At 71.3% G+C, this 23811-nt stretch carries 23 protein-coding genes and 1 pseudogene; 8 read left to right on the top strand and 16 right to left on the bottom strand.

What is annotated here, in order from left to right; translation table 11 throughout:
* Positions 1–158: 158 nt before the first annotated feature.
* The gene (locus ACFCXS_RS09810) at positions 159–686 is read right to left on the bottom strand and encodes a GNAT family N-acetyltransferase (protein ID WP_376642631.1); all 528 of its coding nucleotides are present in this window, start codon (positions 684–686) and stop codon (positions 159–161) included.
* A gap of 169 nt (positions 687–855) precedes the next feature.
* Between ACFCXS_RS09810 and ACFCXS_RS09805 the strand changes: the two genes are divergently transcribed.
* Both ACFCXS_RS09805 and ACFCXS_RS09800 read left to right on the top strand, forming a co-directional pair.
* Positions 856–1551: a hypothetical protein gene (locus ACFCXS_RS09805; RefSeq protein WP_376642629.1), complete on the top strand. Its 696-nt coding sequence runs from the start codon at positions 856–858 to the stop codon at positions 1549–1551.
* A 4-nt stretch (positions 1552–1555) separates the two neighbouring features.
* The gene (locus ACFCXS_RS09800) at positions 1556–2320 is read left to right on the top strand and encodes a hypothetical protein (protein WP_376642627.1); all 765 of its coding nucleotides are present in this window, start codon (positions 1556–1558) and stop codon (positions 2318–2320) included.
* A gap of 19 nt (positions 2321–2339) precedes the next feature.
* Here the strand turns inward: ACFCXS_RS09800 and ACFCXS_RS09795 are convergent, their stop codons facing one another.
* Positions 2340–2747 carry a DUF1992 domain-containing protein gene (locus ACFCXS_RS09795; RefSeq protein ID WP_376642625.1) on the bottom strand — a complete coding sequence of 136 codons (408 nt, stop codon included), beginning with the start codon at positions 2745–2747 and terminating at the stop codon, positions 2340–2342.
* Between the two features lie 95 nt (positions 2748–2842).
* Here ACFCXS_RS09795 and ACFCXS_RS09790 point away from each other — a divergent pair, with 95 nt between their 5' ends.
* Positions 2843–3235 carry a hypothetical protein gene (locus ACFCXS_RS09790; protein WP_376642623.1) on the top strand — a complete coding sequence of 131 codons (393 nt, stop codon included), beginning with the start codon at positions 2843–2845 and terminating at the stop codon, positions 3233–3235.
* Positions 3236–3382: 147 nt separating this feature from the next.
* On the opposite strand, the gene ACFCXS_RS09785 is transcribed toward ACFCXS_RS09790, so the two are convergent.
* The gene (locus ACFCXS_RS09785; protein WP_376642621.1) at positions 3383–4054 is read right to left on the bottom strand and encodes an O-methyltransferase; all 672 of its coding nucleotides are present in this window, start codon (positions 4052–4054) and stop codon (positions 3383–3385) included.
* A gap of 89 nt (positions 4055–4143) precedes the next feature.
* Positions 4144–5529, bottom strand: coding sequence for a glycine betaine/L-proline transporter ProP (proP, locus tag ACFCXS_RS09780; protein ID WP_376642619.1), 1386 nt, complete (start codon positions 5527–5529; stop codon positions 4144–4146).
* A gap of 360 nt (positions 5530–5889) precedes the next feature.
* Between proP and ACFCXS_RS09775 the strand changes: the two are divergent.
* Positions 5890–7938: pseudogene (locus ACFCXS_RS09775) on the top strand (phosphatase PAP2 family protein); the annotation flags it as partial.
* Here the strand turns inward: ACFCXS_RS09775 and leuE are convergent.
* The 3 genes from leuE to ACFCXS_RS09760 form a co-directional block, all read right to left on the bottom strand.
* Positions 7892–8545, bottom strand: a complete 654-nt coding sequence (leuE, locus tag ACFCXS_RS09770; protein WP_376642617.1) for a leucine efflux protein LeuE — start codon at positions 8543–8545, stop codon at positions 7892–7894. The pseudogene ACFCXS_RS09775 and the gene leuE sit on opposite strands and share 47 nt — an antisense overlap.
* A gap of 65 nt (positions 8546–8610) precedes the next feature.
* Entirely contained in the window at positions 8611–10104 is a 1494-nt protein-coding gene (locus ACFCXS_RS09765) for a B12-binding domain-containing radical SAM protein (RefSeq protein WP_376642615.1), read from the bottom strand.
* 165 nt (positions 10105–10269) lie between these two features.
* Positions 10270–10698 (bottom strand): ATP-binding protein, encoded by a 429-nt coding sequence (locus ACFCXS_RS09760; RefSeq protein ID WP_376642614.1) that lies wholly within the window; start codon positions 10696–10698, stop codon positions 10270–10272.
* Positions 10699–10791: 93 nt separating this feature from the next.
* Here ACFCXS_RS09760 and ACFCXS_RS09755 point away from each other — a divergent pair, with 93 nt between their 5' ends.
* Together ACFCXS_RS09755 and ACFCXS_RS09750 are read left to right on the top strand one after the other, a co-directional pair.
* Positions 10792–11640: a helix-turn-helix domain-containing protein gene (locus tag ACFCXS_RS09755; RefSeq protein WP_376642612.1), complete on the top strand. Its 849-nt coding sequence runs from the start codon at positions 10792–10794 to the stop codon at positions 11638–11640.
* A complete protein-coding gene (locus ACFCXS_RS09750; protein ID WP_376642610.1) occupies positions 11600–11878 on the top strand; it encodes a DUF397 domain-containing protein in 279 nt (92 codons plus the stop codon). The genes ACFCXS_RS09755 and ACFCXS_RS09750 overlap by 41 nt, the downstream gene beginning before the upstream one ends.
* Here the strand turns inward: ACFCXS_RS09750 and ACFCXS_RS09745 are convergent.
* Positions 11862–13031, bottom strand: coding sequence for a steroid 3-ketoacyl-CoA thiolase (locus ACFCXS_RS09745; RefSeq protein WP_053672109.1), 1170 nt, complete (start codon positions 13029–13031; stop codon positions 11862–11864). The two genes, ACFCXS_RS09750 and ACFCXS_RS09745, sit on opposite strands and share 17 nt — an antisense overlap.
* Positions 13032–13249: 218 nt before the next feature.
* Here ACFCXS_RS09745 and ACFCXS_RS09740 point away from each other — a divergent pair, with 218 nt between their 5' ends.
* Positions 13250–14485, top strand: a complete 1236-nt coding sequence (locus ACFCXS_RS09740; protein WP_376642607.1) for a cytochrome P450 — start codon at positions 13250–13252, stop codon at positions 14483–14485.
* Positions 14486–14513: 28 nt separating this feature from the next.
* On the opposite strand, the gene ACFCXS_RS09735 is transcribed toward ACFCXS_RS09740, so the two are convergent.
* Positions 14514–15326: a hypothetical protein gene (locus tag ACFCXS_RS09735; RefSeq protein ID WP_376642605.1), complete on the bottom strand. Its 813-nt coding sequence runs from the start codon at positions 15324–15326 to the stop codon at positions 14514–14516.
* 4 nt (positions 15327–15330) lie between these two features.
* Positions 15331–15471, bottom strand: coding sequence for a hypothetical protein (locus ACFCXS_RS09730; RefSeq protein ID WP_376642603.1), 141 nt, complete (start codon positions 15469–15471; stop codon positions 15331–15333).
* A 336-nt stretch (positions 15472–15807) separates the two neighbouring features.
* Between ACFCXS_RS09730 and ACFCXS_RS09725 the strand changes: the two genes are divergently transcribed.
* Positions 15808–16800, top strand: coding sequence for a LuxR C-terminal-related transcriptional regulator (locus ACFCXS_RS09725; RefSeq protein WP_376642601.1), 993 nt, complete (start codon positions 15808–15810; stop codon positions 16798–16800).
* Here the strand turns inward: ACFCXS_RS09725 and ACFCXS_RS09720 are convergent.
* The 6 genes from ACFCXS_RS09720 to ACFCXS_RS09695 form a co-directional block, all read right to left on the bottom strand.
* The gene (locus ACFCXS_RS09720) at positions 16735–17703 is read right to left on the bottom strand and encodes a DMT family transporter (RefSeq protein WP_376642599.1); all 969 of its coding nucleotides are present in this window, start codon (positions 17701–17703) and stop codon (positions 16735–16737) included. The genes ACFCXS_RS09725 and ACFCXS_RS09720 overlap by 66 nt on opposite strands.
* 45 nt (positions 17704–17748) lie before the next feature.
* Positions 17749–18480, bottom strand: coding sequence for a 2OG-Fe dioxygenase family protein (locus ACFCXS_RS09715; RefSeq protein WP_376642597.1), 732 nt, complete (start codon positions 18478–18480; stop codon positions 17749–17751).
* Positions 18481–18581: 101 nt separating this feature from the next.
* On the bottom strand, positions 18582–19790 hold the full coding sequence (locus ACFCXS_RS09710) for an argininosuccinate synthase-related protein (protein WP_376642595.1): 1209 nt from the start codon (positions 19788–19790) through the stop codon (positions 18582–18584).
* 341 nt (positions 19791–20131) lie between these two features.
* The gene (locus ACFCXS_RS09705; protein WP_376642592.1) at positions 20132–20956 is read right to left on the bottom strand and encodes an ECF transporter S component; all 825 of its coding nucleotides are present in this window, start codon (positions 20954–20956) and stop codon (positions 20132–20134) included.
* The gene (locus tag ACFCXS_RS09700) at positions 20953–22611 is read right to left on the bottom strand and encodes an ABC transporter ATP-binding protein (RefSeq protein ID WP_376642590.1); all 1659 of its coding nucleotides are present in this window, start codon (positions 22609–22611) and stop codon (positions 20953–20955) included. Before ACFCXS_RS09700 ends, ACFCXS_RS09705 begins: the two co-directional genes overlap by 4 nt.
* Positions 22608–23780: an energy-coupling factor transporter transmembrane component T gene (locus tag ACFCXS_RS09695; protein ID WP_376642588.1), complete on the bottom strand. Its 1173-nt coding sequence runs from the start codon at positions 23778–23780 to the stop codon at positions 22608–22610. Before ACFCXS_RS09695 ends, ACFCXS_RS09700 begins: the two co-directional genes overlap by 4 nt.
* Positions 23781–23811 lie beyond the last annotated feature (31 nt).

Raw genomic sequence — 23811 nt, 5'->3', positions numbered from 1 at the left:
TCACAGGAGACGCGGGAGGCCGGATGGCTGGCCAGGGCCCGCGAGGATTCCCTCGCCGAGCTGCTCGGCGACTGGTGGGGACCGGACCGGCCGGCCGAACTGGAGCAGCTGGTGCGGGAGCTGAGCGGCGAACTGTGCGGATCGCGTCGCGAGCGGCCCTACCGGGTGCGCCCCTCGCGGGAGCCGGGCTGAGGCCGGGCCAGTTCCTTGCTGAACCAGTGCTCCGCGTACCGGGCGTCGTTGTGCGGCCCCGTCTCCGTGTAGCCGAGGCGGGCGTAGAGGCCGCGGGCTTCCACGAGATCGCCGCGGGTGTCGAGGATCATCCGGGTGGCGCCGAGCGCGCGTGCGGCGTCCTCGGCCGCCCGGACCAGGAGCGGCGCGCCGCCCCGGCCGCGCATCACCTCGTGCAGGAACACCCGCGTGAGCTCGGCGGTCGTGCCGTCCAGCAGCCGTACCCCCGCGCTGCCGGCCGGCTCGCCGCCGTACCGGGCGACGAGCAACAGGCCGTCCGGCGGGGCGAGGTCGGCACCCGGCCGGGCCGCGATCTCCCGCTCCAGCTCGGCCGGGTCCGTCCGGCGCCCCTCGTGCAGCAGGTACCAGCGGTCGCTGACCTCCGTGTAGTACGCCCGCCACAGTGCGGCGGCGACGGGTGAGTCGTACGGTTCCGGCGTCACGGTCCACATCACGAAACGCATTCTCCGCAGCCGCCCCGCCGGACACGCAATCGAATTGTTTCGGCCACGTGTTCGCACCCCGGTGCGACCGGGCGCCGTTTGGAGACGGGCTTTGGGGACACCCGACGGGCGAACCGGCTCGCGAGGAGAGCCGGTTGGGCCGAGAACCCGGAAGGCATTCATGTCCACTGGCCTGATCATTGCTCTGATCGTGATCGCGGCGGTCGTCATCATCGCGGCCGTCATGACCCTGCGTGCCCGAGGCCCTCGGCGGGGCCCGAGCCTGAAGCGGCGCTTCGGACCCGAGTACGACCGGGCCGTCGCCCGGCACGACGGTGACGCCAAAGCGGCCGAGCGCGAACTGACCGAACGCGTGCAGCGCCACGGCGATCTGCGCGAGCGGTCGCTGGAGCCGGCGCAGCGCGAGCAGTACGAGGCGCGCTGGACGGCCGCCCAGGAGCGGTTCGTCGACTCGCCGCGCGAGGCCGTCGCCGAGGCGGACCGGCTGCTCGCCGAACTCGCCGGTGCCCGGGGCTTCCCGGACGGCGGGCAGTACGAGGAACAGCTGGCCGCGCTGTCCGTGCACCACGCCCACCACGTGGACGGCTACCGGCGCGTGCACCGCGCGGCGCACCTGCGCGCGGAGGACGCCCGTGACGGCGGCCAGGGCACGGAAGACATGCGTGAGGCCTTCGTGGCGGCCCGCGCCCTGTTCGAGGAACTGGTGAAGCCGGCCCGCCACGACGGCGGCGACCACACCGGTGGACGGCACGACAGCGGCCGCGAGCGCGCGGCCCTGAACGGCGGCCGCAAGGCCCCGGCCCGCGGCAGTCACCTGCCCTGGGCGATGAACCGACGTCAGGCGAAGGAGAGTTGAGGCAATGACCGACATGACCCGACCGCCCGGCGACCAGACGCCGGCCGCCCCGGACGCCCGCGGCGAGAGCGCGCTGGGCACCGGCCACCGCCCGACCGCACCGGGCACGGACCGCCGCGAGACGGCCCCCGGCCCGGACCGGGGCCGCGGCGCAGGCCGTGACCTCGAAACGGACCGCGGAGCCGCACACGGCACCGACGCGGACCGCGGAGCCACGCACCGCACCGACACCGACCGCGGAGCCACGCACCGCACCGACGCGGACCGTGCCGCGGCGCACGGCACGGACGTCCCCGCCACCGACCGGAACGACCTCGACCGGAACCACCTCGACCGCAACGGCCCCGACCGGACGGGTATCGACCCGCACGGAACCGGCCGGCACGGCACCGACGCTCTGCGCGGTGAGCACGGCACCGACGCTCTCCCCGGCGAGCACGGCACCGGCACCGGCAAGGTCGGCTCCGCCAAGAACCGGGCCCACCTCCTCGCCCACGAGGAGTGCGACAAGCTCGGCTCGCAGCTGCAGCACGCCGTCGCCGGGTTCGTCGACGGGCCCCGGGCGGCCGTCGAGGAGGCCGACCACGTGCTGGAGGAGATCGCGGCCCGCTTCACCGAGGCCGTGACGCAGCACCGCCGCACCCTGCGCCACTCCTGGCAGTCCGTCGAGGGCGGCGAGAGCAGGTCCGCCTCGTCGGCCGACACAGAGCAGCTCCGGCTGGCCCTGAAGGACTACCGCGAGCTGGCGGAGAAGCTGCTGCACGTGTGACGCGGGGTGATCGCCCCCGTCAGTGATCCGCCCGGCGCTCCCGCCACTGCCGTACGACGTCCTCGACGTCGTACGGCTTCTTTCCCAGCGGGGGGCCGGGCGGCGGCTTGAACATCATCTCGCGGATCTTCACGTTGACCTCGTCGATGATCTTCCGCACGATCCGCTCCGAGGGGGCCGCGAGCGCGGCCTCCAGCGCGTCCTCCGCCTCCTTGCGCAGGGCCAGCGCCGGCGGGAGGACGGAGAAGCCCTCGCGGGCCATCTTCCGCTTGACCCACCACAGTTCGTCGTAGGTGCTCTCCATGTCAGGGGGGAGCGGCGCACCCGTGCCCGGCAGCCGGTCGAACTCCCCGCGTGCCTCCGCGTCACGGATCTGCTTGTCGACCCAGGACTCGAAGTCGACGCCCGGTGGCTTTCGCTCGGTCATGAGGCCATTGTGCCGGACACCGCGCAGCCGGGCGTTTTATCATGCGGCGGGTCAAGAACCTGGCTGACCACCAGGACGTCTCAGGAGGAGCGCACGTGCTCGAACTCACCATGGCCACCGTCGCGGAGGCGGAGGCGGGCGCCACGGCCGGCATGCTCATGGCCGACGCGCCCAGCGAGCCGGGCGCGGTGCTGCGGGTGGGCCGCGACAAGTCCGTGTGCCGGCTGAGCACGCCGGACGACTGGCTGTTCGTCTCCCGCGTCCACCTGGAGTTCCTGTGCGGGCCGGAGGGGACCTGGCAGCTCACCTGGCTGCGCGGCTCCCAGCCGGACCCGTCCTCCGAAGTGCGGCTGATGATGGGGGAGTACGCCCAGCCCCTGGCGTACGGCGGCACCGTCCCGCTGCCCCGGGGCGGCAGCGGCGAGATCATCATCCAGGACCGCACCGCCCCGCGCAGCGTCAACGTGGGCTTCTACCACGAGGCCTGACGCGAGGCAGCACGCCGTGTGACGGCAGCGCATCGCGCCGTGTGACGGCGAGCCGCCCGCCGGCTGAGGGCAGGGCATCACGTCGGGTCAGGGCCCGGGGCATGACCACGTGTGGGGGCGGGGCATGACCTCGTGGGAGGGCGGGCCTCACGCCAGGACGCGTGCCAGCGCGAACCCGTCGTAGCCCTTCATTCCCACCGTCTGGATCGCCGTGCCGCTCAGCCTCGGATGGCCGGCGATCAGCTCGATCGCCGTGCGGGTGCCCGTCACGTCCGGGGCGGTGCTGTCCGCGTCGACGACCCGGCCGCCCCGTACGACGTTGTCGAGGACGATCAGGCTGCCCGTGCTGGTGAGCCGGATCGCCCACTCCACGTAGTGCGGGTTGTTGGCCTTGTCGGCGTCGATGAAGACCAGGTCGAACGGGGGCGGGTTCTCGTCGGCCAGCTTGGGCAGCGACTCCAGGGCCGGGCCCACCCGCACCTCGACGAGGTCCTCCAGGCCCGCGCGGGCGATGTTGCGGACGGCGACCTCGGCGTGCCGGGGGTCGTACTCCAGGGAGACCAGCCGCCCGTCGGCGGGCAGGGCCCGGCCCAGCCAGATGGTGCTGTAGCCGCCGAGCGTGCCGATCTCCAGGATGTGGCGGGCGCCCTGGATCTGGGCGAGGAGCTGGAGGAGCTTGCCCTGGTTCCCGGCGACGTTGATGTGCGGAAGCCCGGCGGCGTCGCTGTCGCGCAGCGCGGCCGCCAGGGCTTCGTCGTCCGGGGCGAGGTGGGCGGTGAAATAGGCGTCGACCTCGTCCCAGACGTGCGACTCGCTCATGCACCTCTACCTTTCGTCAGCATAGTTGGCATCCCTGACTACTGGCGCTGACGAAGATAGTTGGTGCGCGGGGCGCTGTCAGTGGGTTTTCACTCGGCGTGTCGACCCGCCACCGACGGCGCCGAACCGGGCAGCGGACGCCCCGCCGACTCCGCCATGCGCCACACGGCGAAACCGCCGATCACGGCCGCGGCCATCATGTAGTACGCGGGCATCATCATGTTCCCGGTCGCGCCGATCAGGGCCGTGACCACCAGCGGGGTCGTGCCGCCGAACAGGGAGACCGAGACGTTGAAGCCGATGGACAGGGAGCCGTAGCGGACCTTCGTCGGGAACAGCGCGGGCAGGGCCGAGGGCATCGACGCCGTGAAGCAGACCAGCAGCATGCCGAGGGCACCCATGCCGAGCGCGACGGCCAGCAGGCTGCCCTGGCGGATCAGCAGCAGGGCCGGGACGGACAGCAGCAGGAAGCCCGCGCAGCCGGTGGCGATCACCGGGCGGCGGCCGACGCGGTCGGTCAGCGCGCCGACGAACGGCTGGGCGATCATCATCACGGCCATCACACCGAGGACGACGAGCAGACCGTGCGTCTCGTCGTAGTGGAGCTGGCCGGTCAGGTAGCTCGGCATGTACGACAGCAGCATGTAGTCGGTGACGTTGAAGACCAGCACCAGGCCGACGCAGAGCAGCAGCGCGCGCCACTGGCCGGTGACCATCTCGCGCAGCGGGGTCTTCGGGCGGTTGTTCTCGGCCTTCTCCGCCTCGGCCGCGAACGCCGGGGTCTCCTCCAGGCGCAGCCGGAGGTAGAGGCCGATGATGCCCATGGGGCCCGCCACCAGGAACGGGATGCGCCAGCCCCAGGAGGTCAGGTCGTCGGCCGAGAGCAGGGCGGTCATGATCGTGACCAGCCCGGCGCCGCCGATGTAGCCGGCGAGCGTGCCGAACTCCAGCCAGCTGCCGAGGAAGCCGCGCCGCTTGTCGGGGGCGTACTCGGCGATGAACGTGGAGGCACCCGCGTACTCGCCGCCGGTGGAGAAGCCCTGCACGAGGCGGGCGACCAGGAGCAGGATCGGCGCGCCGACGCCGATCGTCGCGTACGACGGGATCAGACCGATCGCGAAGGTGCCCGCCGCCATCATGATCATGGTGAGGGCGAGGACCTTCTGGCGGCCCACGCGGTCGCCGAGCGGGCCGAAGATCATGCCGCCGAGGGGGCGGACCAGGAAGGCCGCGGCGAAGGCGCCGAACGTGGACAGCAGCTGGGCTGTGGGGTTGCCCGAGGGGAAGAAGACCTTGCCCAGCGTGACGGCGATGTAGCTGTAGACGCCGAAGTCGAACCACTCCATCGCGTTGCCGAGCGCGGCCGCCTTCACGGCGCGTTTGACGAGCGCGGGGTCGGTGACGGTGGGGTCGGGGGTCTTCGCTTTGCGGGTTTTCACGAGAGAAGCGGGGGCGACGACTGAGGCAGTCGACAAGGCTCGCTCGCCTACCTTTCGACGGGGACAGGGAACCGGTCCCGCGCGGCGGCGCTGTCGTACGGGCCGAATGAGCGACGATAGGCGGATTTGCTCCGCTCACGGGCGGTACAGAAGTCGTTGCACGCTGCACGTAAACCGTTGCTGTACTGCTGCTTCTGCCCCCTCGCGAGCGGTTCCCACATGATCTTCATGTGATCCTTGTCGCTTCCGAGTGTGCAGTCGCCAAGTGATCAGCGATTGCCCGCGCCTTCTTCCCCGGGGTCGCGTGATCCCCATAGGGTTCGCGGGAGAATCCCCGCATTCTGGACATGTGGGATGAACCGCTTGGGATGAACTGCTGCGGAAGGCCGATGGGACGTGACGAAGGCGGATCACGGCGGACGACCGGCGGAGAGCTTCGGAGCGACGGCCGTCGACGGGGTCCGCACACGCCTGCGCGCCGCCCGTCTCGGGCTGTGGCTGATCGCCGCCGTCCTCGCCGCCCGGCAGGTGGCCGCGGTCCTCGCCACCCCGCGCGGTGAGCGGCTGACGGACCTGGAGACCTGGGTCGGCCCGAACGGCGTGCTCCACGTCAACGGCTCGCTCTACGACTCCACCCGCTTCACGGGCACGCCCTTCTCGGGCCTCGCCCTCAAACCCCTCACCCGCTCGGCCGAACAGGCCCTCGGCTGGGGCTGGACCTTCGGCACCCTGCTGCTCGTGGTCGCCCTCGGCCTGACCGCCGCCCGCGCCCTGCCCCAGCCGGTCAGCCGCCGCACGTCACTACTGGCCGCGCCGGTCGCCGTCAGCCTGCTGATGCTGTCCCTGCCCGTGCGCAGCACCCTGTCGCTCGGCCAGACCAGCATCATCCCGGTCCTGCTCGTCCTGCTGGGCTGCTTCACCGTCCACGGCCAACGGACCAGCGGCCTGCTGATCGGCGTCGCGGCGGCGCTCCAGCCCACGCTGCTGCTGTTCACGCCCCTGCTGTGGTGCACCGGCCGCAGACGCGCCGCGCTCGCCACCGGCGTCACCTTCGCCGCCTGCACCGGGCTCGCCTGGGCGGCGATGCCGCACGACTCCTCCCGGTACTGGATCCACCACCTGGCGGGCGCCGGCCTCGGCGGCCGGGCCGACGACCTCGCCAACCAGTCCCTGCACGGCGCCCTGCTCCGGCTCGGCCTGGACGGCCCCGCCGAGGTCGCGCTCTTCCTGTCGCTCGGCGCGGCCGTCGCCGTCCTCGCCCTGCGCCGGGCCGTGCACTGCTTCCGGGACGGCCGGCCGCTGCTCGCCGTCGCGATCACCGGCTGTGCCGCGATCGTCGTCTCGCCCACGGCCTGGCAGCACCAGCTGCTGTGGGTGCTGCTCGCGGTCGTCGGCCGGGTCGGCACCCGCGCCTCGGACCGCTACGTCTGGCCGGTCGCCGTCATCCTCGTCATGACCCTGCCGGCCAGGATGCTGCTGCCGGACATGGCGCTCCTGCGGCCGCTGCGCGACAACGTCGTCCTGCTGGCCGCCCTCGCCGCCGCCACCGCCGTGCCGTTCCTCTCCCGCTCCTCGCCCGCCTACCGCTCACCGGAACCGCCCGCCTACGCGCCCACCACCCCGGCCCGCTTCCGGCACGTGCCGCTGATGCCGTTCCTGCGCCGGGTCCTCACCAGGCCCAACCTCCTCCTGGAACTGCTCCTCCTGCGCGTCACCTACGCCGCCTACTCCCAGGTCCGCCTCGCCGCGGGCGGCGGCAGCAACTCGGCGGGGCGGGCGGAGGCGGAGGAGCACGGCAGGCAGGTCTACGACGTCGAACGCGCCCTGCGCCTCGACTTCGAGCGCCGGCTCAACCACACCGTCGTCACGATCGACTGGCTGCGCGACGCCCTCGACTTCTACTACACGTCGTTCCACTTCGTGGCCCCGCTGGCGGTCCTGGCGGTCCTCTACGGGCGCCACCCCGGCGACTACCGCTGGGCCCGTTCCGCACTCGGCCTCGCCACGCTGCTCGCCCTGGTCGGATTCTGGCTCTACCCCCTCGCCCCGCCCCGACTGATGCCGACGCTCGGCTTCATCGACACCGTGCACGGCACCCAGGACTTCTCACAGCCCGACTACGGCACGCTCACGCACCTGACCAACCAGTACGCGGCCATGCCGTCCCTGCACTTCGGCTGGGCGCTGTGGTGCGGCCTCGTGATCGCGGTCCTGGCGTCACGTTGGTGGGTCAGGGCGCTGGGCCTGCTGCATCCGCTGCTCACCGGAGTCTCGATCGTGGCGACCGGCAACCACTGGGTGCTGGACGCGACCGGGGGAGCGGTGGTGGTCGCGGTGGGCTTCGGGCTCACGTACGTCCTCCAGGGGCCGCGGGCGCGCACGGTGACGGCGGCCGCCGTCAGCCGCTCGTCGTGGCCAGCTTCGCCGCGAAACCGAGGAACAGGGCTCCCGCCCCGGTCGTCAGGCCCGCCGACAGCTTCCGGCGGCGGCGGAACTGGGTGGCGAGATAGGTACCGCCGAGGATCAGCGCGGTCACGTACGCGACGCTGATGAGCTGGTAGACGAGTGCGAGCAGGGCGAAGGACAGACCGGGATAGGCGTAGCCGGGGTCGACGAACTGCACGAAGAAGGAGATGAAGAACAAGATCGCCTTCGGGTTGAGCACGGTGATCACCAGCGAGCGCCGGAACAGCCGCCCGCCCGTGGACGGCTCCGGGGCCGCGGGATCCTCGCCGCCCCTCTCCTCGCGGCGTCGCCACATCGCCCAGGCCGCCCGCATCATGCCCACGGCGATCCAGGTCAGATAACCGGCCCCGGCGTACTTCACGATGGCGAACAGCAGCTCGTTGGCCTGGAGCAGCGAAGCGAGTCCGGCGGCCGTCGCCAGCATGAGCAGGGTCTCGCCCAGGAACACCCCCGCGGCGGCCCGGTATCCGGCCCTGACTCCCAGCCGTGCGGCGACCGACAGTGTGAACAGGGAGCTCGGTCCCGGCAGCACGATGATCAGCAGCGCACCCAGGGCGTAGGTGAGAAGGTTCTCCACTCCCAGCATTCCGGCACCTTCCTCTTCGCCCCCGGGGGCCCGCCCGGGTCGGACGGGCCCCCGGGGGATCACGGCTATCCGACGTTGTTTCCCGTGCGCACGTTGTGGGCGCTCACCATCTCGTCCACCTCGCTGATGCGCTCCAGCGCGTACCTCTCGCTGATGTGGGTGAAGTTGTCCGCCCAGAACGCTCCCAGTTCGTCGATGTCGAGCAAATCCTGGTCACCGAACCTGGCGGACATCTCCTCGCGTTGTTCGCGCGTCACCGTGATGCCCAGAGCGGCCAGGTAGCCGTCGATCTCGGTGCTGCTCTTGAAGAAGTTCGGCCGCTCGTAGTCGACCAGCAGATCCCACGCCGGGCTGTTCGGCAGCGGAATGAAACGTGAGAACTCGACCGAGGAGAGTTCGACCTCGCCCAGCATCTGCCCGATGCCGGAGATGGTGCGATCCAGCGTCTCCGGCCGCTCTCCCGGAGCGCCGGCGATGTACGAGGCGTGGACCGAGATATCCGCCTCGTTCAGCATGCGGATGGCTTCGAGGTTGGTTTCACCCGTCGTCTTGTTCTTCCGCTGCGCCTCGAGCATTTCGGGGTCGGCAGCGTCGAGTCCGATGTTGGCACGCGTGACGCCGAGACGCCGGAGCTTGTCGACGTTGTTGCGCTTGGTCAGCCCGAGGGCGCGGGCGTAGACCATGACCTGCAGTTCACCGTCGTCGATACGGCGTTTCAGGTGCGGCGGGGTGGCGTCGATGAGGGCGTCCACGTAGCGGGGGCTGGCGGTGAAGCTGTCGTAGACCTCGAAGAACAGGTTGATTCCGTGCTCGCGGTTGTACTGGTCTACCGATTTCCAGAATCCGCGCGGATCCCCCGTGTTGACGGTCAGATCGGCGATGGAGCAGTAGGTGCAGCGCTTGTACCCATTCTCGCAGCCACGTGCGTTGTTCACCGTGATGGGCCGCACCTCCTGGCCGTGGAGATGCCCGAACTGCGTGCGGTAGTTGTCGGCGTAGACGTCGAGCACGTCGTCGATGAAGGACAGGTCCGGAATGGTGTTGCGCAGCGACAGTGCGTACTTCGGCGCGGGGTTGCGGCGAATGCGGCCCTCGTGCCGGTAGGCGAGCGAGGACACCTCGGACACACCGGTGCCGTCGGCCAGAGCGCGGACCAGTTCCACGAACGGGATCTCGCCTCCGTCGTTGGCTATCACATAGTCGATCTGCGGCCTGTTGCGCAGGATCGTCTCGGGAAGGAAAATCGCGTGGTCGTCGCCCAGGACGACCTTCGCCCCGCCCGCCTTGGCGGTCTCCGCGATCTTCAGGGCCTCCGAGTACGTCGGTGTCAGCGCGCTGATCCCGACGACGTCGGGCGCGAAATCACGAACGGCCTGCCGCACGGTCTCGGTATTGCTGATGCCGCCGTCGACGACCCGGATGTCGACCCGGCTGCCCAGGGCCTCCCGCGTGGCCGTGGCGAGCTGGACCACGCCGATGTGCGGGTAGCAGGCGTAGTTCGAGGCGTTCCTGTTGGCCGTGGGGTTGGGGGCGTTCGCGAGCAGTACCTTCAACGTCATCTCATCACCTGGCACTGAGGGAGCGAAGCGACGGGCCGGCAGCAGTCCCGCCGCATGGACGGATCATGAACGGTTGCATGCGGGAAGTGACTGTAGAAGGCACCTATCGGCCAGTCGGGGCTGAAACCGGATGGCCCGATTCCATTCGGTCAGAGAGGGGGAAGATCAAGACACCTGAGTGGCGCGCGGCTCGCGAGCGGATTCGGTCCTGCATTCGAACCACACGGTCTTCCCGCCCCCCGACCCCAGCGACACGCCCCACTTGTCGGTCATCGCGTCCAGCAGGAGCAGTCCCCGGCCGTTCTCGGACTCCGCGTCCGGCGTGTCGGGTGTGCGGGGCAGTTCGTCACTGCCGTCCGTGACCTCCACCCGTACGCCCATGCGCTGCCGCAGCAGCAGCAGTGCGCAGCGCCGGTCCGGGACGTGCCGTACGACGTTGGCGAGCAGCTCGGTCACGCCCAGCTCCACGGCGTCCGAGAGGTCGGGCATGTCCCACCCGCCGAGGAACGAGCGGACGATGCGGCGGATGTGCCGGGGGGCGTGGTCACCGACGGTGAGGCGCATCGAGTACTGGGCGGGAAAGTATTCGTTCACGGGACGAGGTTGACGTGCGGTGACTACCCTCGGCTACAGAACGGATACAACCGGTTCTGTTGTGGACCGAGTTGCGTGAGAGGGGCTTTCGCCGTGACCCACATCAACTCCCTCGACCCGGGTGCGTCGCCGCTCGACTACTACGGCTTCGAGCTGCGGCGGCACAGGGAGGCCGCCGGGCTGACACAGCGGCAGTTGGGGGACATCCTCAACTACACGGGCTCCTTGGTGGGCCAGATCGAGACCGCCAGAAAACTTCCGACGCCCGAGTTCAGTGAACGGGCGGATGCGGCGCTGGGCACGGACGGTATGTTCTCCCGCCTCGTCGAGTTGGTGCTGCGGAGTCGGCTTCCGGCGTGGTTCCAGCAGGTGGCTGAGCTGGAGGGGCGGGCGACGGAGATCAGTACGTTCCAGACCCATGCCATCCACGGCCTCCTGCAGACTCCCCAGTACGCACGTGCCGTTCTCGGAGTGCTGGACGACACCGACCTGGAAGACCGCACTGCCGTCCGGTTGGCTCGACAGCGCATCCTGGAGAAGGGGCAGACCGCGGTCCTCTGGATGGTCATCAGCGAGTCCGTCCTGTACCAGGAGGTAGGCAGTCGGGAGACCATGCGGGGGCAACTGGCTCATCTGTTGGCCTTCGAGCGCATCCCCGCGGTCAACATCCAGATCTTGCCGTTCTCTGCCGGCGCGCATGCAGGAATGCAAGGCTCGTTCACCCTCTTCCGGTTCGCGAGCGACGCGGCCATCGTCTACACGGAGGGCTACGGCAGCGGGCATCCGACCGCCAATCCGGACACCGTCAGGGACTGCTCGCTCCGTTACGATCATCTGCAGGCCGCCGCGCTCTCCCTCAGGGATTCGGCGGAGTTGATCCGGCGATTGATGGAGGAACGCTATGGCGAGCAACGCGCTTCCGGCGGGGACTCAGTGGCGTAAGTCCAGCTATAGCGGCGATCAAGGCGGCGAATGCGTCGAATGCGCGCCGATCGGAGCCCTGGCCTGGCGCAAGTCCACGTACAGCGGCGACCAAGGCGGCCAGTGCCTCGAAGTCGCCGAAACCCCGAAGGCGACCGTCGCCATACGCGACAGCAAGACCCCGGCGGGACCGAACCTCACCCTCGACCCCGCCGCCTTCACCACCTTCGTCAACTGGGCGTCTACAACCGCTGAATGATAGTGCCGGTGGCCAAGCCGCCCCCCGCGCACATGGTGATCAGCGCGAACTCCTTGTCCGCGCGCTCCAGTTCGTGAAGCGCCGTCGTGATGAGCCGGGCCCCGGTCGCCCCCACCGGGTGCCCGAGCGCGATCGCGCCGCCGTTGACGTTCACCTTCGACAGGTCCTGGTCGAAGACCCGCGCCCAGCTCAGCACGACGGACGCGAACGCCTCGTTGATCTCCACGAGGTCGATGTCCTTCAGCGACATCCCGGCCTTGCCCAGCACCGCGTTCGTCGCGTCGATCGGGCCGTCGAGGTGGAAGTGCGGGTCGGAACCGACCAGCGCCTGGGCCACGATCCGGGCCCGGGGCCTCAGCTTCAGCGCCCGGGCCATCCGCTTCGACGCCCACATGATCGCCGCCGCCCCGTCGGAGATCTGCGACGAGTTCCCGGCCGTGTGCACCGCCGTCGGCATGATCGGCTTGAGGGCGGCCAGTCCCTCCGCCGTCGTGTCGCGCAGGCCCTCGTCCTTGTCGACCAGGCGCCACATGCCCTGCCCGGCGTGCTGCTCCTCCTCGGTCGTGGGGACCTGGACCGCGAACGTCTCCCGTTTGAAGCGCTCCTCCGCCCAGGCGTGGGCGGCCCGTTCCTGGGAGGCGAGGCCGAGTGCGTCGACGTCCTCGCGGGTCAGGCCGCGGTGGCGGGCGATGCGCTCGGCCGCCTCGAACTGGTTGGGCAGGTCCACGTTCCACTCGTCGGGGAACGGCTTGCCCGGCCCGTGCTTCGAGCCCGACCCCAGCGGCACCCGGGACATCGACTCCACCCCGCAGGAGATGCCGACGTCGATCACACCGGCCGCGACCATGTTGGCCACCATGTGCGAGGCCTGCTGGGAGGACCCGCACTGCGCGTCCACGGTCGTCGCGGCCGTCTCGTAGGGGAGCCCCATGGTCAGCCAGGCCGTGCGCGCGGGGTTCATGGACTGCTCGCCGGCGTGGGTGACCGTACCGCCGACGATCTGCTCGACGCAGTCCGCGGGGATGCCGGTGCGGCCGAGGAGTTCGCGGTAGGTCTCGCCCAGGAGGTAGGCGGGGTGCAGATGGGCGAGCGCGCCGCCGCGCTTGCCGATGGGGGTGCGTACGGCTTCGACGATCACGGGTTCGGCAGCCATGGGTGCGGGTCCTCTCCGGGAGGCTCAGCGGAACTAGTACGCGTTCTAGTTCTGTATGCAGTGTGCTGAGGGTCTCTCGGTGACCGCAATAGTCGTGCGGGCAATTGGCGGGCCCGTGCCTCTTGCTACTTGTAGAACCCGTTACTACCGTCACCGCAACTCCGCACAGCTGATGGGCCGTCAGACCGATGAGTCGGTACGAAGGGTGGGAGCCGCCCATGCACTGTCCCGCGCTGCCCGACGGGTTCGACTTCACTGACCCCGACCTGCTGCACAGTCGTGTGCCCCTGCCGGAGTTCGCCGAGCTGCGCCGGGCCGAACCGGTCTGCTGGGTGCCGCAGCCGGCCGGTCTCGCCGGCTTCCAGGACGAGGGCTACTGGGCCGTCACCCGGCACGCCGACGTCAAGTACGTCTCCACACACCCGGAGCTGTTCTCGTCGTCCCTCAACACGGCGATCATCCGCTTCAACGAGCACATCGAGCGTGACGCCATCGACGCGCAGCGGCTGATCCTGCTGAACATGGATCCCCCGGAGCACACCCGGGTCCGGCAGATCGTGCAGCGCGGTTTCACGCCCCGGGCGATCCGGGCACTGGAGGACCGGCTGCGGGCGCGGGCCCAGGGCATCGTCGCGTCCGCCCGCGCGCACACCGGGCCGTTCGACTTCGTCACCCAGGTCGCCTGCGAACTGCCCCTCCAGGCGATCGCCGAGCTGATGGGCGTCCCCCAGGAGGACCGGGACAAGATCTTCGACTGGTCCAACAAGATGATCGCCTACGACGATCCCGAGTACGCCATCACCGAGGAGGTCGGCGCCGAGTCGGCCACGGAGATCATCGCCTACGCGATGAACATGGCCGCCGACCGCAAGCAGTGCCCCGCCCACGACATCGTCACGCAGCTCGTCGCGGCGGAGGACGAGGGCAACCTCAGCTCCGACGAGTTCGGCTTCTTCGTCCTGATGCTGGCCGTCGCGGGCAACGAGACCACCCGCAACGCCATCACCCACGGCATGCACGCCTTCCTCACCCACCCCGACCAGTGGGAGCTGTACAAGAGCGACCGGCCGGAGACGGCGGCGGAGGAGATCGTGCGCTGGGCGACCCCCGTCGCCGCCTTCCAGCGCACCGCCACCCAGGACACCGAACTCGGCGGCAAGCGCATCCGCAAGGGCGACCGGCTGGGGCTGTTCTACGCCTCGGCCAACCACGACCCCGAGGTCTTCGACGACCCGGACACCTTCGACGTCACCCGCGATCCCAACCCGCACCTCGGGTTCGGCGGCGGCGGCCCGCACTACTGCCTCGGCAAGTCCCTCGCCGTGCTGGAGATCAACCTCATCTTCAACGCGATCGCCGACGCGATGCCCGGGCTGAGGCTGGTCGGGGACCCGCGCCGGCTGCGGTCGGCCTGGATCAACGGGGTGAAGGAGCTGCCGGTGAGCACCGGCTGACGGAGAAACCCCGCCGGCGGAGCGGAGTTCACAGCGGCGTTCTCGCCGAGCACATCCACGGCAGCCGGGAGATCAGCCAGCCGTCGCCCAGGGGGGCTCCTTCGGCGGTGAGCAGGATTCCCGAACGCGCCCGCACGGCGTCCGTCAGCGCCGTTCCGCGCGGTGCGTGATCCTCGGCCACGGCCTGCGCGAGTGCCGTGAGAGCGGCTCTGGCACGGCGTACCGCGCACCTCTGGGGGTGGACGGCCCACACCTCGCGGTCCGATGCCGCCCGGCGCAGGTGAGCGAACGAGACCAGCCCACAGTCCGTCGGCGTGAGGACGGGACCCGTACCCCGCAGGAAGCGCGCGAACCGGTCCTGCGGCGCCAGCACCGCCAGCGCGCCACCGGGGCCCGGCGCCAGCCCTGCTTTGTCGGCCTCCTCGACGACCGAGCGCCCGAGCGCGCGCCAGCGGGGTTCCTCGTCCGGGGCGACGGCCAGCGCGCTCACGCCGAGGGCCGTCGCCGCCTCGACGATCCTGCGGGCCAGCACGTCCCCGTCCGGTGCCCAGCTCAGCGCGGGCGCCCCGGCCCTGACGAAGGGAAGCAGACAGGGGAGCCGGGCGGCTCGGTACACCGGCAGGGCCCTGCGGGCGTCCTCCGTGTCGCTGTGGCCGACGACCGCCGCGTGTCCTGCGCAGACCACGGTCCGGGCGACCTCCGGCGCCTCGTCGTAGACGTGCCACTCGGCGGCGTCCGGGCGGGCCCTTCGGATCCGTTCCAGCTGGCCGAGGAGGGCCGCTCCCCAGTCCGTGCGCGGTCCGGTCAGCGGCGCGACGACGGCGATGCTCGGTCTGGCCACCCGGTCAGCCCCAGATCAGTGAGTCGCCGCTGGTCACGACAGCCCGGGTCTCGGTCGCGGGCGCCGCGGCGCTCTGCACGCCACCGAGGACGAGGGCTGCGGCGAGAAGCGCGAACAGGCCACGGAGCAGATGAGAAGCGGACATGGGGTCCCCCTGGATGATCGTCGCTCGACGGGCGTCGAGTCGCTGGTCGGTCGGTGCGTGGTCGGCGGCGGCCGCTGGGCGATCATCATGTTCCGGCGGAGCCGTCCGCGGCCATCCGCAGGGCGTTCCGGCACCGGCCATGGCCAGGGGCGGACGGCCGGCGGAGCACGGTGGGCGGCAGCCCGTCGCTGTCCGTTCCGTCATCGGTACGGCGATCCGAAGGCCGGTCCGAATGGCGGACCACGGGTTTCCCGCTGCGGGGGACCGTTCCTAAGATCCCCGAGGGAGTGCTTCACGGGGGACAGCGCTCATCACTCAGTAGGGGGACCCATTCCGGTGGACGTGCGTGCCCGAGCCCAGGAGCTCTACCGCCTCGCTCTCGACAACGCGGACTGGAACCCGCAGACCCTCACCGAACACCGCGGCTGGAGCGGGAGCGAGCTCGCCGGCGCACTCCAGCTGCTCGGTGAACTCGGCCTGCTGGTGCCGTCGTCGGGCCACCACAACGGCTGGATGGCCCTCGCCCCGGACACCGCACTGCGCAAGCTGCTTCTCGACGAGGAACAGCACACGGACGCCCTGCTGAGCGCCGTCCGGCAGACCCGCTCCGCGCTCGCCCAGGTGTTAGCGGACTTCCAGCCGGTGTACGCCCGGGAGTTGGCCTCCGTTCAGATGGAGGTGGTCAATGGTATGGCCAATGTATCCGCCGTTCTGGAGGACGCCTCACGGCGAGCGGAGGAGGAAGTGCTGTCCCTGCACCCCGGCCGCCCGCTGCCCGCGGAGATGGTGGAGGCGGGGCTCGAACGCGACCGGCTCGTGCTGGGCCGCGGCGTGCGCATGCGGACGATCCATCTGCGCTCGGCGGCCTCCGCCCCCCACATGACGGCGTATCTGCGGCGGCTGAACGGCGCGGGCGCCCAGGTCCGCACCGCGCACACCCTGCCCATGCGGCTCATCGTGGTGGACGGCTCGCTGGCGATCGTGCCGGCGTCCCGGACCGCGGACGGGGAGATCGCCGCCATCGTGCTGCGCGGCGAGACGCTGGTCGGGGTGTTCCGGGAGATCTTCCAGCACAGCTGGGAAAGCGCCGCCGTCCTGACCGAGTCGGCGACCGACAGCCCCGAGGGCGACTGGCGCCCGACCGGCCGCCACCGTGAGCTGGTGCGGATGCTCGGGGGCGGACTCACCGACGAGGCGATGGCCCGCAAGCTCGGGGTCTCCGAGCGCACGGTCCGCCGCCTCGTCTCCGAACTGACCGAACGGCTAGGAACGGCCAGCCGGTTCCAGGCCGGTGTCTGTGCGGTCCGGCTCGGCTGGCTCGACGACTGACGTCTGCCGCGGGGCGGCCGCGCTGCGGCCCCACGCCGTGCCCGCGAGCACGAGGAGCGCGCCCAGCAACCCCAGCCAACCCGGCCGGTCCCCCGCGAGGGTGACCCCCACGACGGCGGCCCACACCGGCTCGGTGCCCAGCAGCAGGCTCACCCGGGAGGGCGACGTACGGCGTACGGCCCACATCTGCACGAAGAACGCGAACAGGGTGCAGAAGACCGACAGGTAGAGCAGCCAGAGCCAGTCCCCGGCGTCCAGGTCCGCCGCGGCGGCCCACGCGGTGCTGCCGGTGCCGGGCAGTGTGGACAGCACCGCGAACACCGCGACCGCGCTGCCCAGTTGCACCGTGGTCATCGACATCGAGTCCGCGCCCTGCACCGACCGCATGCGCGACATCGCCAGCACGTGCACGGTACGGGCCACGGCCGCGCCCAGCATCAGCAGATCACCGAGGGACGGCGCGGTGAACCCGGCGCCCTGCGTGAGGAGCACCACACCCAGCACCGAAAGACCCGCCGCCGCCAGGAACGCCCCGGAGGGCCGCCTGCCCGTGATCCGGCTCTCCGCGAGCGGCGTGAAGATCATGGTGAGGCTGATGATGAGCCCGGCGTTGGTCGCCGAGGTGTGCACGACGCCGTACGTCTCCAGCAGGAAGATCCCGGACAGAATCAGCCCGAGGACGCCGGCCCCCCGCAGCTGCGCCCCGTCCAGCGCCCTGAGCTTGCGCCACCCGGTGCCGACCAGGACCGGCAGCACCACACCGAACCGCAGGACGAGCACGGCCAGCACGGTCTGTGCCGTGGTGACCTCCTTGGCGGCGAGATAACTGGAGCCCCACACCACCGCCACCAGCAGGACGGGCAGATCGGTCAGCCAGGCGCGGCGGGCCGCTTTGACGGTCATGGGGGGCTCCTAGGGCAGCGGACGGTGGAAGTCGGGAGGGAGGGCTCAGCGCGCCGTGTAGGCGATCACCAGCACGTCGCGGTGGGCGGCGCGTTCGGGGTCCACCGGGTGCACCGGGGTCACCGAGTGCAGCGTGCGGCGGTCGTCACCCAGCAGCAGGTCACCGGGCTCGGACAGGGTAGCTGTGATCAGGTGTTCGCCCGCGTCGGTCCAGACGGCGCTCTCACCGCCGGTGACGTTGCTGCGGCCGATGAGCAGCGAGGTGATGAAGGTGACACCGTCCCGGTGCCGGCCCTCGGGCGCGGGCTGACCCTGCTGGTCGGCGGAGGCGCTGATGCGGTACGGGTGCAGTTTCACGTTCCATGACGCCGTGCCGTCGACGTCGGTGAAGATCCGGCCGAGTTCGACGATGACGGACCGCAGCAGCGGGTCACCGGTGAAGGACTCCGTCAGCGGGTCGAAGACACGCTCGATGCCGCCGTTGAGCGGATTGATGTCCGACTCCTGACGGTAGGGCGCGTGCGGCAGCAGGGTGAGGGCGCCCGCGGCCGGGTCGAGCTCGAACTGCCCGTAGCGGCGGTACCGGTACGTGCCCCCGTCGGCCATGTACGTGTCGAGGGTGAGCTCGTCCCAGTGGGCGGCGAACCGCGCCCAGTCGGAGGCGCCGACACCGGCGAGTGCGGAGAGCCGTGCCGAGGGCATCAGATGACCGCCGCGCCCGGCGAGGGCGTTGACGGCGTCGTCGGCGGCGGGGTGACGGGTGGCGGCAGTGGTCATGGCGTACTCCGTAGGTGAAACCGCGGGTGGAAACCACGGGTGGGGTCCGCGGGTGGGACCCGCGAAGGAAAGAGGAGGGTGCGAGCAGGGGGAGCGGAGGGTCAGACGGTGGCGAGGACCGGGGCGGCCGCAGGGGCGAACGGCGCCGACTCCGCGCTGATCGACCGCTCCTCCCAGGCCTCCCGGTCGCGCAGATACAGCGGCGCTCCGACGGTGATGGAGCGCGTGTCGGCACCGCCGCTGCGCAGCCGCCAGGTCACGGACCCGGTGGTGCGGGCGGCGCAGGCCTCGATGAACACCTGCGTGGCGAGCCGCAGTTCGCCGAACCAGCGGCCTTCGAGGGCCTCACGGGTCCAGACCTGCTCCAGATGCCGCTTCTCGCGGATGAGTTCGGCGTCCAGGCAGGCGCTCTCGATGTGCCGGTAGCCGCTGAGCAGGAGCCAGGCGGCGGGCATCTCCCGGATCTCGAGGACCTTCTCGCCGTGGTCGAGGTGCTCCAGGCCGGAGTAGCGGCCGAGTCCGTACGCGCCGACCCTCCGGTTGAGGCGGTCGATCAGCCCGGTCAGGGGCAGCGGCTCTCCGTCGAGAGCGACGGGCCGTCCCTGCTCGAAGGTGACGGTGAGGGTGTCGGTGTCGCCGGGGAGGGCGGTCGGCCGGCTCCAGGTGTACATCTCCTCGGGGACCTCGTGGAGTTCGGGGTCGTCGAGGATGCCCGACTCGAACTCGCGGCACCACAGGTTGGAATCGCCGCTGACGATCCGACCGGCGAGCAGATCGATCCCGGCGTCGCGCAGTTCGGCCAGCTTGTCGTCGCGCGTGACGGGATCGAGGTCGTAGGGGCTGCCGAACACGCCCTCGTAACCGAGCAGCGTCAGCGCTCCGTTGAGCCGGCGCAGGGTGTTCTGGGAGCGGTTGGCGGTGTGCAGCACGGCCTGCGCGCCGAGCCCACGGGCCAGTTCGACCGCGCTGTGGGCGATCAGCGGGCGGCTCAGCGTGGAGCTGACGGGGTGGATTCCGAGGTACACGGCCTGGGCGGCGATCGCGGGAGCGACGTACTGTTCGGCGAACTCGGCCCGCCGGTGGAGGATGTGGATCGTCGCGCCGAGCGCCTCGGCGACCTGGCGTTTGTAGCCACTGGACTCGTCCTCGCCGATGTCCACGCTCACGGCGTGCACCTCACGGATGCCCATCCGCCGCAGCCGCAGCAGCAGATACGAACTGTCCAGCCCGCCGCTGAACAGCGTCACGACGGGGAGGTCCGGGTCCAGGGAATCGAGCTGCGAGAAGGAACGTATGAGCGGGGAACGCATGGCCTCTCCAACCTCTGCACTGATCACAGCGAGGAGACTTCCGTGCGGACCCCCGGCCCGACAATGTGTCTCGGCAGTCCGCGCCCGGCCATGACCGGACCCGGACGCGGATCCCGATGCCGGTCACGGGCGAGGGGCGCCCTCAAGATCGCCCCATGGGAAAGGCGGCGGCCCAGGGGATCAGAGGCCGCCGCCTTGAGGTCCAGAGGAACAGCTCCTGCGGCTGCCCGCAAAGCCCTCTCTTGCTAGAAGTGGCCGTATCCGGGACGAAGGTTTCGGCGGTGACCTGGTGCGGTCTCCACGACCTCGCTTCGTAGGTGACCCGGGTCACGTGGGGCGCTTCACTCCTGCGGCGCCTCGAACGTGACCGGCGCCTCGAAGGCCGCCCGGCGCGTGGCCCGGCGCAGCGCCCTGAGGACCGCGGGTCCCACGACGAGGGTCAGCACGAGCGTGACGAGGGCCCGGCCCAGGTCCCAGCCGAGCGAGGTGGCGACGCAGTACGCGACGAAACGGGCCAGGTTCTCGGCGAGCGGCGCCTGCGGGTCGAAGGCCACGTTCGAGGCGAGAGCGCCCATGAAGGGCCAGCCCGCCATGTTCATCACCGTGCCGTAGGCGAACGCGGCGAGGAAGCCGTAGGCCGCGAGTATCGCGAGTTCCGCCCGCCCGCGCAGCCGGTCCGGGCCGGGCAGCAGGCCCGCCCCCATGGCGAACCATCCCAGCGCCAGCATCTGGAACGGCATCCAGGGGCCGACCCCGCCCGTGAGCAGCGCGGACGCGAACATGGTCACCGAGCCGAGGACGAACCCGAAGCCCGGGCCCAGCACCCGGCCGCTCAGCACCATCAGGAAGAACATCGGCTCGATGCCCGCGGTACCGGCCCCGATCGGCCGCAGGGCCGCACCCGTGGCGGCCAGCACGCCCAGCATCGCGACCGCCTTCGGGCCCAGCCCGGCCTCCGAGATCGCCGCGCCCACGACCGCCACGAGCAGCACCAGCAGGCCCGCGAAGAGCCACGGCGCGTCCTGCGCGTGCGCGCTGATCCGCGAGGTGGGCGGGGCGAGGAAGGGCCAGCCGAAAGCGGCCACGCCCACCGCGCTGACCAGGGCCAGGGCGGCGAGGGAGCGGGGGCCGAGGCGGACGGCCCGGGCTTGCCTCCGGGTGTTCACGAGCGGGCTCCGGAGTGCAGCGCCGCGCGGACCTGGGAGACCGTGAGCCAGTGCTGCGGGGCCAGGATCTTGGTGACCTGCGGGGCGAAGGACGGGGAGGAGACGACGACGTCGGCCGTCGGCCCGTCCGCGATCACCTCGCCCTCGGCCAGCAGCACCACCCGCTGGGCGAGCTCGGCCGCGAGTTCCACGTCGTGCGTGGCCAGGACGATGGCGTGCCCCTCGGCGGCCAGCTCGCGCAGTACCGCCACCAGCCGGGCCTTCGCCGCGTAGTCCAGGCCCCGGGTGGGCTCGTCCAGCAGGAGCAGCGGGGGCCGGGCCGTCAGCACCACGGCCAGGGCCAGCGCGAGCCGCTGCCCCTCCGAGAGGTCCCGGGGGTGGGTGCCGTCGGTGACCCCGGGCAGCAGCTCGCAGACCAGGGCACGGCAGGTGCCGGGGGCGGCGCCCGCGTCCTTGTCGGCCGCCGCGCACTCGGCGGCGACGGTGTCGGCGCAGAGCAGGTCGCGAGGCTCCTGGGGGACCAGGCCGACCTTGCGGACGAGGTCCTTGGGGGCGGTGCGGTGAGGTGTGGCTTCGCCGAGGCGCACGGTTCCGGAGCTTGGCCTCATGAGGCCGACCAGGGAGTTGAGCAGGGTGGATTTCCCGGCGCCGTTGCGGCCCATGAGGGCGACGATCTCGCCGGGGGTGATGGTGAGGTCGATGTGGTTGAGGGCTTGGTTGCGGGCGCGGGTGACCGAGAGGGCTCGTACCTCGCCCATGGGGGCGGGGGGTGCCTCATGTCGGCGCGTGCGGGTTGTCCGTGGTTGATCGCGCAGTTCCCCGCGCCCCTTGGGAGCGGCGTTCTCCAGCTGTTGTTTCAGAGGTCCTGCCTTGCGGCGGGCGTTGCGGACCGTCAGGGGCAAGGGGGTCCAGGCCGCCAGGCGGCCCAGAGCCACCACCGGGGGGTACACCGGGGACACGGCCATCACCTCGGCCGGGTCGCCCAGGATCGGGGGTGCGCCCGGGGACGGGAGGAGGACAACCTGGTCGGCGTACTGGATGACGCGTTCCAGGCGGTGTTCGGCCATGAGGACGGTCGTGCCGAGGTCGTGGACGAGCCGCTGGAGGACCGCCAGCACCTCCTCGGCGGCCGCCGGGTCGAGCGCGGAGGTCGGCTCGTCCAGGACCAGGACGCTCGGGTGCGGGGTGAGGACCGAGCCGATCGCGACGCGCTGCTGCTGGCCTCCGGAGAGCGTGACGATCGGACGGTCCCGCAGGTCGGCGAGGCCGAGCAGGTCGAGCGTCTCCTCGACCCGGCGGCGCATCACGTCCGGGGCGAGGCCCAGAGACTCCATGCCGTAGGCGAGTTCGTCCTCGACGGTGTCGGTGACGAAGTGGGAGAGCGGGTCCTGGCCCACCGTGCCCACGACGTCGGCCAGTTCGCGCGGCTTGTGCGTGCGGGTGTCACGGCCCGCGACCGTGACCCGGCCGCGCAGGGTTCCGCCGGTGAAGTGCGGGACGAGTCCGCCGACCGCGCCCAGGACGGTGGACTTGCCCACGCCGGACGGGCCCGCCAGCAGGACCAGTTCGCCTTCCGGGACCTCGAAGTCGATGCCCCGCACGGTGGGTTCGGCGGCCCCGTCGTAGGTCACGGAGACATCCTCGAAGCGGATCACGACGGCTCCTTGGGGTCGGGGGCTACGAACGCGGGCAGCAGGCCGAGGAGTACGGCCGCGGCCGGCCAGAGGGGGAGGGTGGGGGCGACCAGGGGGACCACGCCCGGGTGCAGGGCCGCGGGGTCGCGGGACGCGGCGACGGCGAGCAGGGCCGCGACCGCGACGCCGGAGCCGACGACCAGCCAGGCGCGCACGTCCCAGCGGTCCGGGCGGTAACGGGTGCGCAGGGACCGGCGGCCGCCGAGTTTCAGTCCGGCGAGGGCGGCGGTGAGACCCGCGAGGAGTACGGGGACGCCGTAGCCGGCGCCCTCGGCGGTGAGCAGGCCGTACGTTCCCGCGCAGACGCCCAGCAGGCCGCCGAGGGTGAGAGCGGCGGTGGTACGGCGTACGGCGGGCGGGACCTGGGCGGTACGGCCGTAGCCGCGGGCGTCCATCGCGGCGGCCAGGGAGACCGAGCGCTCCAGCGCGCCCTCCAGGACCGGGAGCCCCACCTGCAGCAGGCCCCTGATGCCGTTGTCCGGTCGGCCGCGCAGACGGCGGGCGGCGCGCAGGCGCTGGACGTCGGCGATGAGGTTCGGGGCGAAGGTGAGGGCGACGACGACCGCGACGCCCAGCTCGTACAGGGCGCCCGGCAGGGACTTCAGGAGGCGGGAGGGGTTGGCGAGGGCGTTCGCGGCGCCGACGCAGACGAGGAGCGTGGCCAGTCTCAGTCCGTCGTACAGGGCGAAGGTGAGGGCCTCCGCGGTCACCTCGCCGCCGAGGCGGATGCCCTGGGCCCAGGCGGGGAGCGGAACTTCGGGGAGGGTGAGGAGGGTGTGCGTGCCGGGAACGGGGGAGCCGAGGACCGTCGCGAAGAGCAGACGGACGAGGATCACGGCGAGGGCGAGTTTGACGAAGGCGCTGTAGGAGCGGGCCCAGGGGGTGTCGGGGCGGCGGGTGGCCACGACGTAGGCGGAGACCGTGATGAGGAGGGCGAGGAGCAGCGGGTTGGTGGTACGGGTGGCCGCGGTGCCGAGGGCGAGCGCCCAGAGCCACCAGGCTCCGGGGTGCAGTTGGGCTCGGTGCCGGAGCCCGGGCCGGGGTGGGTGCGCAACCCGGCGCTGCTGGGTGCCGCCTGCGCCCACCCTCGCCCAAGCTCTCGACTGCGCTCGAGCAGGGGAGACCCCCATCGCCCCAGCGGCACGACTGCCCGCAGGCTGG

The organism is Streptomyces sp. NPDC056373 (assembly GCF_042262425.1).
In the GTDB taxonomy this organism is placed as follows: Bacteria; Actinomycetota; Actinomycetes; order Streptomycetales; family Streptomycetaceae; genus Streptomyces.
Note: the sequence above shows the minus strand (reverse complement) of the source record. Positions and strands in the feature narration are given on the sequence as shown.